This is a genomic window from Pseudomonas sp. PDM32, from assembly GCF_019219225.1.
GTDB classification, from domain to species: domain Bacteria; phylum Pseudomonadota; class Gammaproteobacteria; order Pseudomonadales; family Pseudomonadaceae; genus Aquipseudomonas; species Aquipseudomonas laurylsulfatiphila.
On sequence record NZ_JAHUWE010000003.1, the window covers coordinates 266,412 to 278,692 of the forward strand.

At 62.1% G+C, this 12,281-nt stretch carries 10 protein-coding genes and 2 riboswitches; of the genes, 4 read left to right on the forward strand and 6 right to left on the reverse strand.

Going from position 1 to position 12,281, the window contains the following annotated elements:
- Positions 1-3: 3 nt before the first annotated feature.
- A complete protein-coding gene (locus tag KW846_RS07670) occupies positions 4-852 on the reverse strand; it encodes a transporter substrate-binding domain-containing protein (RefSeq protein WP_102702099.1) in 849 nt (282 codons plus the stop codon).
- A 507-nt stretch (positions 853-1,359) separates the two neighbouring features.
- Here KW846_RS07670 and KW846_RS30330 point away from each other — a divergent pair.
- Positions 1,360-1,500, forward strand: coding sequence for a hypothetical protein (locus KW846_RS30330; protein ID WP_371321729.1), 141 nt, complete (start codon positions 1,360-1,362; stop codon positions 1,498-1,500).
- Positions 1,484-2,566, forward strand: coding sequence for a GGDEF domain-containing protein (locus KW846_RS07680; RefSeq protein WP_218481838.1), 1,083 nt, complete (start codon positions 1,484-1,486; stop codon positions 2,564-2,566). The genes KW846_RS30330 and KW846_RS07680 overlap by 17 nt, the downstream gene beginning before the upstream one ends.
- A gap of 47 nt (positions 2,567-2,613) precedes the next feature.
- Here the strand turns inward: KW846_RS07680 and KW846_RS07685 are convergent, their stop codons facing one another.
- The gene (locus KW846_RS07685) at positions 2,614-3,018 is read right to left on the reverse strand and encodes a MerR family transcriptional regulator (RefSeq protein WP_007974662.1); all 405 of its coding nucleotides are present in this window, start codon (positions 3,016-3,018) and stop codon (positions 2,614-2,616) included.
- A 76-nt stretch (positions 3,019-3,094) separates the two neighbouring features.
- Here KW846_RS07685 and KW846_RS07690 point away from each other — a divergent pair, with 76 nt between their 5' ends.
- The gene (locus KW846_RS07690) at positions 3,095-4,318 is read left to right on the forward strand and encodes an NADH:flavin oxidoreductase/NADH oxidase family protein (RefSeq protein WP_218481839.1); all 1,224 of its coding nucleotides are present in this window, start codon (positions 3,095-3,097) and stop codon (positions 4,316-4,318) included.
- A 122-nt stretch (positions 4,319-4,440) separates the two neighbouring features.
- On the opposite strand, the gene KW846_RS07695 is transcribed toward KW846_RS07690, so the two are convergent.
- The 4 genes from KW846_RS07695 to cobW form a co-directional block, all read right to left on the reverse strand.
- Positions 4,441-4,986 (reverse strand): VWA domain-containing protein, encoded by a 546-nt coding sequence (locus KW846_RS07695; protein WP_218481840.1) that lies wholly within the window; start codon positions 4,984-4,986, stop codon positions 4,441-4,443.
- Positions 4,987-5,105: 119 nt separating this feature from the next.
- Complete coding sequence (locus tag KW846_RS07700; protein ID WP_218481841.1) at positions 5,106-6,113, reverse strand: ATP-binding protein; 1,008 nt, start codon at positions 6,111-6,113, stop codon at positions 5,106-5,108.
- 161 nt (positions 6,114-6,274) lie between these two features.
- Entirely contained in the window at positions 6,275-10,123 is a 3,849-nt protein-coding gene (gene cobN, locus KW846_RS07705; protein WP_218481842.1) for a cobaltochelatase subunit CobN, read from the reverse strand.
- Positions 10,124-10,126: 3 nt separating this feature from the next.
- The gene (gene cobW, locus KW846_RS07710; RefSeq protein ID WP_102702111.1) at positions 10,127-11,197 is read right to left on the reverse strand and encodes a cobalamin biosynthesis protein CobW; all 1,071 of its coding nucleotides are present in this window, start codon (positions 11,195-11,197) and stop codon (positions 10,127-10,129) included.
- Between the two features lie 101 nt (positions 11,198-11,298).
- A riboswitch (cobalamin riboswitch) is annotated at positions 11,299-11,512 on the reverse strand.
- A 221-nt stretch (positions 11,513-11,733) separates the two neighbouring features.
- Positions 11,734-11,960: riboswitch (cobalamin riboswitch) on the forward strand.
- A gap of 121 nt (positions 11,961-12,081) precedes the next feature.
- Between cobW and KW846_RS07715 the strand changes: the two genes are divergently transcribed.
- Entirely contained in the window at positions 12,082-12,273 is a 192-nt protein-coding gene (locus KW846_RS07715) for a CbtB-domain containing protein (RefSeq protein ID WP_217838207.1), read from the forward strand.
- Positions 12,274-12,281: the final 8 nt, after the last annotated feature.

Here is a 12,281-nt window from a genome sequence, read left to right on the forward strand (position 1 = left end):
GGATCATTGAAATTCGACGGGGAAACCAATCTTTGGCGACGGCAGGTCGACACCGAACCACTGCTTGAACGACGCCGCGTAAGTCGGGAATTCAACACCGGTCATGGCTTCATGCAGGGTGGTGTTGACGAAATTCAGCCAGTCCTGATCGCCGCGCTTGACCGCGCACGCATAGGTCTGTGGGCTCCAGGCGTAGGCCGGGCTGCGATAACGGCCAGGGTTCTGCACCATCAGGTACTTCACCGAAGACTGATCGGTGGCCGCCGCGTCGGCCCGGCCGGAGTTCACGGCCTGGTACATCAAGTCCACGCTGTCGTACTGGTCGACCTTGGCCTTGGGCAACGCCTGGTGCACCAGCTCCTCGGCGTAGACGTTTTGCAGCACCGCCACCGTGACGCTGTCACCGGCGGCCTGCATGTCGTCGATCTCCTTGTACTTGCTGTTCGCCGGCAACAGCAGGCCGACACCTTCGCGGTAATACGGCAGCGTAAACGCCACTTGCTGGGCGCGGCTGGCGGTCACGGTGATGAACTGGCAGCTCATGTCGACCTTGTCGGTCAGCAGGTTGGGGATACGCGCGTCGGACGATTGCACCACGAACTCGACTTTGCTCGGATCGTTGAACAACCCCTTCGCCACCATGCGCCCGATATCAATGTCGAATCCCTGCAACTTGCCATCCGCGCCCTGGAAATGCCACGGCGCATTCGTGCTGCCGGTGCCCACAATCAGTTTGCCGCGGGCCAGAACGCTATCGAGCTTGCTGTCCGCCGCCTGGGCAACACCCATGGCAGCGGCAGAAGCCGCGAAAAGAAAAACACACGCTTTGAACAAGGAAGGTCGGCGATGCATGGCAAGCACTCCAGGGTGATGTTTATTCCGCTATACCGGAACTAGGTATGTAACAACGGAATAGACAGCAGAAAGTGTGCCACAGCCGGTAGCGTGTTTCCCAGTGCATTTGAAAAATGAGCGCAATCAACAAGATGGCAATTCATCGGGGTATAGACGTTACCCGTCGCCCCGATAGGGAACGCTACTGTTGGCTACAGGGAGCGGGTACCCGGGCCCCAACCCTGTGCACAGTCAGGCAGCCAGGAACCAGATTGGACAACCCCGGATTCGACTGCTTTTATTCAAGTTCCAGACGGAATGAACTGCTGCTGGCGGCCCTGTGCGCCAGCCTTTCGCGATGCTCCAGGAGGGTTCATGTCTTTTAAGGTCATGATGGTATTCGGTACGCGTCCGGAGGCCATCAAGATGGCTCCACTGGCGCGGGTCCTGCGTAACTGGCCCGGGGGCAAGGCTTGAAACGGGTGCCGGGCCTGCGCATGGACCCGGCCTGTTACCAACGCATCGATGAGCTATTGGCTGGCGCAATTGGGGCAGTTGCTGGCCCGACAGCAGACGCTGCGCAAGGACTGGAAACTGCCGGTCAGCGGTAAGGTGATTCTCGACAACCAGCACAACGGCAAGGTCGGCGATGTACAAAACCATTGAAGACGAAGTGCTGAAAAAGTCGGCGCCGGCCAAGCTCAAAGCTGAGTTCCTCCAGCATGAATTTGATCGGCTACGCACCTTTTGCATATTGATCTACATCGCCAGCATTGCGATCTGGATTGCCTACGACCTGATCCTCAGTTTCATCGGCGGACTATCATTCACCTGGCTTTCGCTGGTATTTATCGGCGTCTTCTCGACTTTCGTCATCGTCCTTCGGTTGATCCGCAATGCCCGGCATTTCCAGACGCTGAACCTGCTGTTTGTGTTTGCCATGACATTGGGCACGCGACTGCTCACCGAAGGTCTGCCCGAGGATCACCAACCCGCCTGGCTGTTGCTGGCAGCTTCGACCACCCTGTTCACGGCCTCGGTATTGCCGCTGAACCGCTGGTCGTTCTTTGCCGCGCAAATCGTCACCTGGTCGTTTCTCAACCCTTTCTACAACACGGATCTCGAACACATGGAACTGAGGGGGGTGATGGCCATCAGTTACTCGGCATTTATCTGCGGCCTGACCATCTACAGCTTCCTGACACTGCGCAAGGCCAAGCTGTACAACTTCATCATGTCCAAGTTGCTGCTGGACCAGGCCTACATCGACACACTCACCGAAATCCCCAATCGCCGCTCGTTCATGACCCGCGCCAACCAGCACTTGAACAAAGTGCCGCGGGAGAACGACCACTACCTGGCGATGGTCGATATCGACAATTTCAAGAAGGTCAACGACGTCCATGGCCATGACATTGGCGACGAGGTGCTCAAGCGCATCGCCCAGGACATCAAGTCAGTGATGACCCGTCACGAATATGCGCGCCTCGGTGGCGAGGAGTTCGCGGTTTACCTGGCCGGGGCTCGCCGCGAAGACGTCGAGGCGCTGGCCGCTGAATTGTGTCGGGAGGTGCGCGAACAACCCACTCGACACCCGGTGACCATCAGCATCGGCCTGGCCCGGGTGCTCGACGGCGACACGCTGAACCAGGCACTGGTCAAGGCAGATGAAGCCTTGTATGAGGCAAAGCAAACGGGGAAGGATCGGTATACCTTTCATCGCCAGACTTGACTGGCTGGCGTCTGATACACCGCCTTCGCGAACAGGCTCGCTCCCACTCAGTGCTTGAATGATGTCATCACCCGTTCGGCATTTTCATCGCAACTCATGCCCTCAGGCTTGGCCTGGATGGTGTCGATCCACCCCAACAACTGTGCCTTGCTATGGGCCAGGTGCCGTTGCATCTCTTCGATTTGCTCGACCTTGCGATACAGGCCGGCCATCAGCTCATCGTGCTTGAATGCGCCGGTCACATTGTCCGGGAGTAACTGCTTGAGTTCTTCCAGGCTGAAACCGGCCTGTTGTGCGCATTGGATCAGTTGCAGGGTTTGCAGCGCCTGTTGCGAGTAACGCCGATACCCGTTGGCAGAGCGCTCGACTTGGCGGATCAAGCCCTGAGACTCGTAAAAACGGATGCGCGATGCGGTCAGGCCACTCAACTGCGCCAATTCACCAATTTTCATTGCGACCTCATTTGCCTGCTTGACATTAAAGTTAACTTTAAGCTTAGCCTCTACTCATCAGTATGAGGAGTCAAGCATGTCACCCTTCCAAACCTTGAATTTGCCCAACGGCCAGACCATCGGCAATCGCATTGCCAAAGCCGCGATGGAAGAGAACCTCGCCAACACCGATCAAGTACCCGATAAGGCGCTGCTTCGCCTGTATCAGGCCTGGGCCGAAGGAGAAACCGGTTTGTTGCTGACCGGCAATGTGATGATCGACCGCCGCGCCATGACCGGCCCCGGTGGTGTCGCACTGGAGGACGAGCGACACCTGGAACGCTTCCGCCAGTGGGCCCGTGTCGGGCGGGCCGGCGGTGCGCACTTCTGGATGCAACTCAACCACCCTGGCCGCCAGACCATGGCCAACCTCGGTCAGCAAGCACTGGCGCCGTCGGCGGTTGCGCTGGATCTCGGCCAATTCTCGAAGATGTTCGCCGAACCTAAACCGATGAGCGAGGACGATATCCAGGAGGTGATCCGACGTTTCGCCAGCAGCGCCGCACTGGCGGAGAAAGCCGGTTTTACCGGTGTGCAGATCCACGCCGCCCATGGCTACCTGCTCAGCCAGTTCCTGTCGCCGCTGACCAATCGACGCACTGATCGCTGGGGTGGTTCGCTGGAGAATCGCGCGCGCCTGCTGTTGTCGGTCGTCGAGGCGGTTCGCCAGGCGGTGTCGCCGCAATTTTGTGTGTCGGTAAAGCTCAATTCAGCGGATTTCCAGCGCGGTGGTTTCGATGCCGATGATGCACGGCAAGTGATCCTGTGGCTCAACGAACAACCGATCGACCTGCTGGAACTCTCCGGCGGCAGCTACGAAGCACCGGCCATGCAAGGCGAAGCGCGCGACGGCCGGACCCTGGCCCGGGAGGCGTACTTTCTGAAAATGGCCGGTGAACTGGCCAGCGTGGCGCGCATGCCAGTGATGGTGACCGGCGGGATCCGGCGTCTGGCAATCGTCGAACAGGTTCTCGACAGTGGCATCGCCATGGCCGGCATCGGCACTGCGCTGGCCGTGGAACCGCACCTGGTCAAGCACTGGCGTGAAGGCCAGAACAGCCACCCGCAACTGCCGCCGATCCGTTGGAAGCGCAAACCCCTGGCGGCGCTGGCGAGCATGGCGGTGGTGAAGTTCCAGCTGCATCGCTTGAGCCGTGGGCGCAAAACCCGACCTGAGGTCTCGGCGCTATGGGCGTTGATTGTCGACCGGTTGTACATAGGCAAGCGTACCCGGCAGTATCGGCAGGCGATGGGCAAGTGATTCAAAATTGATGTTGACTGACCCACCGCCTTCGCGAGCAAGCCCGCTCCCACATTTGGAATGCGTTCCCCCCTGTGGGAGCGGGCTTGCTCGCGAAGAGGCCAGCCCGGGCAAAGGAGAGCTCAGCCCGGAATCAGCTCGTCGATGTGCCGATACTCAGCCTGCAACTGCGCCGCCAGCACCCTGCTGCGCCCGAGCCGGATCGGTCCGCGCTCGATGTCGATCAACAGCCCCGGACACTCCAGCACAGGCAGCAGCGACCAGTCCTTCAACCGACCATCGGTCACCAGCAGCAACCGTTGCTGCTCCGCCGGAAAACGCTTTTGCCTTGCTGCGAGCCATCGCCCCGCTTCGCCCAATGCCGCCAGCAGCGGCGTGCCGCCACCGGCGCCCAGGCCGTCGAGCCAATGGCGCAGCCCCGTCGAGGCCTTCAATCCCTGCACCTGCCACTTGGGTGCCGCACCGCTGGCCGTGAGCAACGCCAGTCGTGCTCGCTGGCGATAGGCATCGTCGAACAACTGTGCCAACAAGCCCTTGGCATCACTCAACGCCTGATGACGGCGGGTTGATGCAGAGGCATCGACTATCACCAGCCACAGTTCATGGGGCGAACGGGTGCGCAGTTGAAACATCAGGTCGTCGCGTCGACGCGGCCGGCCATTGAGCAAGGTACCGGGCCAGTTGACCGAGCCATTGCGTGCGGCGTGACGCTTGCCCTGCTTGCCGTGGTCCAGCCGCCCGGCTCGGGGTCTGGCATTCGCCCCCGCGTCGCAACGAGGGCGAATGCCTAGGGCTTTTTTGGCCAGGTCGGCACTTCACGTCGTGCACCGACCGCCAGCGCCTGGGTAGGCAGTTCGCCCCACTGGCCTTGCCCTTCGCTCGGGTTGGCGTGCTGCGGCGCGGAGGGTTGCGGTGCGCGGGATGGCTGAGGCGCCGCAGCGGAATGCTCGCGACGACGATGGCGCAAGGCGAACTCCGCGACAGCGTCGATATCTTCCTCGGCGATAGCGTTCGCCCCGCGCCAGGCGGCGTGAGCCCGGGCGGCACGCAGCCAGACCAGGTCGGCGCGCAAACCATCGACGCCAGCGGCAAAGCAGCGTTCGGTAATCCGGGTCAGCGCCTGGTCATCGAGGGGAATACTTGCCAGGGCGTTGCGTGCGTGCTGGCAACGTTCACGCAGGGACGCCTGCGCCGATTCCCATTCGCCGCAGAAACCTTGCGGGTCGCTGTCGAAATCCAGGCGACGGCGGATAATCTGACCTCGTTCGGCAGGCGCGGTGTGGCCACCGAGGGCGACGTTCAAGCCGAAACGGTCGAGCAATTGGGGGCGCAGCTCACCCTCTTCCGGATTCATGGTGCCAATCAGCACGAACTTCGCCGAGTGCCGATGGGAAATGCCGTCGCGCTCGACCAGATTGGTGCCGCTGGCGGCCACATCGAGCAGCAGGTCAACGAGATGATCAGGCAACAGATTGACCTCGTCGACGTAGAGCACGCCACCGTCAGCCTTGGCCAGTACGCCAGGGGAAAACTGAGCCCGACCTTCCCCCAGTGCCGCGTCAAGATCGAGGGTGCCGACCAGGCGCTCTTCGGTGGCGCCCAAGGGCAATGTGACGAACTGCCCACTGGCCAGCAGGTCCGCCAGACCACGGGCCAGGGTCGACTTGGCCATGCCGCGTGGGCCTTCGATCAGCACTCCGCCGATTTTCGGGTCGATGGCGGTCAGGTACAGGGCCAGCTTCAAATCGTCGGCGCCGACCACGGCGGAGAGCGGGAAATGCGGGGTTTCGGTCATTGTTCTATCTCGGTCATGGTCGGTGATCAATTCACAAATATCACAGTTGCCTTCATCCCTGTGGGAGCGAGCCTGCTCGCGAAGGCGGTGTGTCAGCCAGCATAAATGTCGTCTGACGCTCCCTCATCGCGAGCAGGCTCGCTCCCACAGGTTCAAGCGTGTCAGCTGTCTTCTTCTATATCCAGCAACAGATTCTCCAGTGCCTCGCGGTAGGCGCCCGGCTCCTTCCACATCCCGCGTTGTTGCGCCTCGAGCATGCGTTCAGTCATATCGCGCAAGGCATGGGGATTGTGTTCACGGACAAAATCCCGGGTGTCCGGATCAAGCAAATAGGCGTCGGTCAGCAACGCGTACTGGTGATCGTCGATCAACTGCGTGGTGGCATCGAAGGCGAACAGATTATCGACAGTCGCGGCCATTTCAAACGCACCTTTGTAGCCGTGGCGCTTTACCCCATCGAGCCACTTCGGATTGGCCGCCCGGGAGCGGATGACCCGGTTCAGCTCTTCCTTCAAGGTGCGAATCTTCGGCAGGTCCGGCTGACTGTGATCGCCATGATAACTGGCCGCAGCCTCGCCTTTCAGGCTTTCCACCGCCGCGAGCATACCGCCCTGGAACTGGTAGTAATCGTTGGAGTCGAGCAAATCGTGCTCGCGGTTATCCTGGTTTTGCAGCACCGCCTGTACCTGGCTCAGGCGCTGGCTGAACTGTTCTCGTGCGGCGGTGCCTTCGTCGGAACCGCCGTAAGCGTAGCCGCCCCAGTTGAGGTAAACCTCGGCCAGGTCCTCGCGGGTTTGCCACAGGCGACCGTCGATGGCGCCCTGCACGCCGGCGCCGTAGGCACCGGGCTTGGCCCCGAAAATCCGCCAGCCGGCCTGCCGTCGCGCAGCGTCTTCATCCAGCCCGGCCTGCAACAAGGCTGCCCGCTCGGCACGCACCTTGGCCGCCAACGGATTGAGGTCGTCCGGCTCATTCAGGTCGGCCACCGCTTGTACCGCCGCGTCAAACAGGCGGATCAGATTGGCAAAGGCATCGCGGAAGAAACCGGACACGCGCAAGGTCACGTCGACCCGAGGACGGTCGAGCAAACTCAACGGCAGAATCTCGAAATCGTCGACCCGCTGACTGCCGGTGGCCCAGACCGGGCGCACGCCCATCAACGCCATGGCCTGGGCGATGTCATCGCCGCCGGTGCGCATGGTCGCGGTGCCCCACACCGACAGACCGAGCTGGCGCAGATGATCGCCGTGGTCCTGCAGGTGCCGCTCCAGAATCAGGTTCGCCGACTGGAAACCGATGCGCCACGCGGTGGTGGTCGGCAAATTGCGCACGTCCACCGAGTAAAAGTTGCGCCCGGTGGGCAGCACGTCCAGGCGGCCGCGACTCGGCGCACCGCTGGGTCCGGCCGGGACGAAGCGACCGCTGAGGGCGTCGAGCAGACCGCGCATTTCCGCTGGGCCGCAGGCGTCCAGGCGCGGGGCGATGACCTCGCGCAAACCATTGATAATGGCCTGCACTTCATGCCAGCCTGCCCCTTGTGGGAGCGGGCTTGCTCGCGAAAGCGGTGGGTCAATCGACATCAATGTTGAATGTTCAACCGATTCGCGAGCCAGCCCGCTCCCACAGGGGTTATTCAACGCGTCCGAAATCAACTGCGCTGCATACAGTTCCAGGCGCTCGCGGGTATCGCCCGCTGTGCGCCAAATCTCGTCACTGATAAGCAAAAGAGACTCGGGACGCGGCCCGATCCACGGCTCGGCCAATGCACAATCAAGCGGATCGAAGCCCAACGCAAACGCCTTGGCCAGCGCCCGCAGCAGACTCGATTGCGCTCCTCGTCCATCGCCCCGTGGAATGCGCAACAACGCCAGCAAGGTGTCGATACGCAAACGCCCGGTGGGCGACTCGCCGAACACATGCAGGCCGTCGCGGATCTGCGACTCTTTCAAGTCGCACAGGTACGTGTCGAGCCGCGGCAACCAGATCGCTGCGTCGGCATCGCTGTCGAGTGGCTCGTCCAGTTGCAGTTCACGGTCGATGTGCGAGTCGCGTACCAGCTGCAGGATGTCGCGCTGCAACTCGCGTGCGCGGCGCGGATCGAGCAACTGCGCCTCGTAATACTCGTCGGCCAAGAGTTCGAGGTTGCGCAGCGGGCCATAGGTTTCGGCGCGGGTCAGTGGTGGCATCAAGTGATCGATGATCACCGCCTGGGTGCGCCGCTTGGCCTGGGCGCCCTCGCCCGGGTCGTTGACGATGAACGGATAGATGTTCGGCAGCGGCCCGAGCAGCGCATCCGGCCAGCAGTTTTCCGACAGCCCCACGCCCTTGCCCGGCAGCCATTCGAGATTGCCGTGCTTGCCGACGTGGATCACGCCATGGGCGCCATAGGTGTGGCGCAGCCAAAAGTAAAACGCCAGGTAGCCGTGAGGCGGCACCAGGTCCGGGTCGTGATACACCGCGCTCGGGTCGATCTGATAACCCCGTGCCGGTTGAATGCCGACGAAGGTCAGGCCAAAGCGCAGGCCGGCGATCATCATCCGCCCACTGCGGCACATCGGGTCGTTTTCCGGTGCGCCCCAACGTTCGAGCACCGCCGCGCGATTGGCTTCGGGCAGGGCATTGAACATCGCCAGATAGTCATCCATTCCCAGGCTTTGCTGGCACGGACGCAGGTCGAGGGTATCGAGATCGTTGCTGACGCCGCCCAGCAACTGCTGGATCAGCGCGGTGCCGCTGTCCGGCAATTCGGCCGGCAGCGGATAACCTTCGGCATGCAGTGCCCGCAGGATATTAAGCGCGGCAGCCGGGGTGTCGAGACCAACGCCATTGCCGATGCGCCCGTCGCGGGTCGGGTAATTGGCGAGAATCAAGGCGATGCGTTTTTCAGCGTTGGGCACCCGCGCCAGTTCGACCCAGCGCCGCGCCAGTTCGGCAACGAAGTCCATGCGCTCCGGTTGCGGCCGGTAGCAGACCACATCCGACTGACTGCGCTCACTGCGCCACGCCAGGTCCTTGAAGCTGATCGGGCGGCTGATGATGCGCCCGTCCAGCTCCGGCAAGGCAATGTGCATCGCCAGATCGCGCGGGCCAAGCCCCTGTTCACTGGCGCGCCAACCCGGTTCGTTGTCCTGGGCGCAAATCGCCTGGATCACCGGGATGTTGCGGCGAAACGGCCGCAGGTGCGGCGCTTCCGGGCTGGACTGGGCGAAGCCGGTGGTGTTCAGGATCACCGAGACGCCGGCCTCATCCAGCCAGTCCTCAACCGCGCCTAGGCAGCCGGGCTCTTTCAAACTGGCCAGCGCAATCGGCAACGGATTCAACCCCGCAGCCTGCAAGCGTTGGCAAAAAACATCGATGAAAGCAGTGTTCGCCGCCTGCAGATGCGAACGGTAAAACAGCACCGCCGCCACCGGGTGATCGGCGTGCCAGTCGGCCTGCCAGTCGCTCAGTGCGGCATAATGTTTGTGCGGGTGGTAAATCGCCGTGCGCGGCAGGGTTTGCGGCTCACCCCAGGTGTAATCCCGCGCCAGCCAACGGTTGGCCAGGCAGCGGAAGAAATCCAGGGCGTTGCCCATGCCACCTTGACGCAGAAATTGCCAGAGCCGGTCGCGGTCCTCGGCGCCGACGGTACTCAAGTCACTGAGCTCCGGGTCCGGGCGGTCGTCGCCCGGCACCAGAATCACCTGCACGCCGCGCTGGGACAGCTCGACCAGGCGCTCGATGCCGTAGCGCCAATAGGCGATGCCGCCGTGCAGCGAAATCAGGATCACCCTGGCGTGACGCAGCACCTCATCGACGTACAAATCGACCGAGGCATGGTTCTGCACCTGCATCGGGTTGGCCAGGCGCAGGCTCGGGTAATCCTCGGGCAACTGTTGCGCCGCCTCGGCGAGCAGCGCCAGGCTGGAGTCGCCGCTGCACAGGACCACCAGTTCGGCGGGGGTTTGTCCAAGGTCGGCAATGTTGTCATCCGACACGAAACCGCCGGGCTGGGTCCTGAGCAGGTGCATGGGTTACACGCTGAGCGCAGCGCGCAGTTGCGCTTCAAGCACGGCGGCGTCCAGTTCCTGGCCGATCAGCACCAGACGGGTGATGCGCGCCTCTTCGGCACCCCACTGGCGGTCGAAGTGCTTGTCGAAACGCGTGCCCACGCCCTGGATCAGCAGGCGCATCGGTTTGTTTGGAACGGCGGCGAATCCCTTGACCCGCAGGATGCCGTGCTGGACCACCAGTTGGGTCAGCGCGTCCATCAGCAGGCTTTCGTCGGCTTGTGGCAGTTCGATGGAGATCGAATCGAAGGCGTCGTGATCGTGATCATCATGATCGTCGTCGCCATCGTGATGATGGTCGTGGTGGCTGTGACGGCTGTCGATGTGTTCTTCGGAGCCGGCACCCAGGCCGATCAGCACGTCCAGCGGCAGGCGACCGCTGCTGGCTTCGATGATTTTCACCGCTGGCGGCAATTCTTCGGCGACTTCCAGGCGCACGCGGGCCAGGTCGGCCGGGTTGATCAGGTCGGATTTGTTGAGAATCACCAGGTCGGCGCTGGCCAGTTGGTCGGCAAACAGCTCGTGCAATGGCGATTCGTGGTCCAGGTTCGGGTCGAGTTTGCGCTGGGCATCGACCTGGTCCGGGAAGGCGGCAAAGGTGCCGGCGGCCACGGCCGGGCTGTCGACCACGGTGATCACCGCGTCAACGGTGCAGGCACTGCGGATTTCCGGCCACTGGAAAGCCTGGACCAAAGGTTTTGGCAGGGCCAGGCCCGACGTTTCGATGAGGATGTGGTCGAGATCGCCGCGACGAGCCACCAGTTCGCGCATCACCGGGAAAAATTCTTCCTGGACGGTGCAGCACAGGCAGCCGTTGGCCAGTTCATACACACGGCCGTTGGCTTCTTCTTCGGTGCAACCGATGGAGCACTGCTTGAGGATTTCGCCGTCGATGCCCAGCTCGCCAAACTCGTTGACGATTACCGCGATGCGACGCCCCTGGGCGTTGTCGAGCATGTGCCGCAGCAGCGTGGTTTTACCCGAGCCGAGAAAGCCTGTGACGATGGTGACGGGAAGTTTGGCCAGTGTTTTCATCGGATGCCCTATGGCTAGGTGGCGGGCATACGGGACGACAACCGGCAACGCAGATGCGCGTGCCTGAAGAGTTCGCCACCGGATCACCCCGCCCGGTTGAATTTGAGAATCTGTGTCGAGGCAGGTCTCCTGGCTGACGGTGTGCCGGCCTTGAGCCTGGCATTCGCTGCGCCTTCCCGCCGGCCTCATGGATTGAGCCTGCAGTGGCGTGGCAACGAACATCACCGTTCACAGTTGCGGGGGCAGCCGCGGCATTGACCGCGTTCCCTTCTTAGCTTCGACAAACGCCGAAGAACCTCGAAAGCGCAAGGCTACGCATGGTATTGGGGCGGGTCAATGCTTGCGATCCCTGTGGCGAGGGGGCTTGCCCCCGTTCGGCGGCGAAGCCGTCGCAAGACCTGCCTGTCGGGTGCCCCTGGAGAATGCCAGGGGTCGCTTCGCAACCCAGCGGGGGCAAGCCCCCTCGCCACAAGTGTTTTGTGTAGTCCTCAAACGAGAACCCTTGCCAATTGACGCCCAACCCTCGCCCATGCTCTCCTACGCACTTTGTTACGGGTGCCCTTCACAGGGTGAAACGGGAAACCGGTGAATCATGTGCTTTACTCTAAAGCCATGTCAGTCCGGTGCTGCCCCCGCAACGGTAAGCGAGTGAAGCATCAGATCCACTGTGCCACTACGGCATGGGAAGGTGATGCTTGCAGGATCAGGCCCAAGCCTTTGCCCCTCGTGAGCCCGGAGACCGGCCCGCAACATAAAGTGACCAGAACGATCACTGAAACAACAAACCCGCGGAGGGCGGGCGCTGTTTGAAACCCTGCGCGCCTGGTCGTGCAGGTTTTTGCATGCGCTCTTGATTCCCCGCTGACAGACCAGAGGGAAACGCCATGTCGATCATCAGCAGCACCGGCCACACTACAGCCAGCACCACTTCTACCCTGACTCAACGTCTGACCGCCGCCGTCTGCGCGTCGATCCTGGGCGCAAGCCTTGTGTATTTCGCCGGTTTCTCGCACATCGAAGCGGTGCACAATGCCGCCCACGATACCCGTCACAGCTCCGCGTTCCCGTGCCATTGAGACCTGCT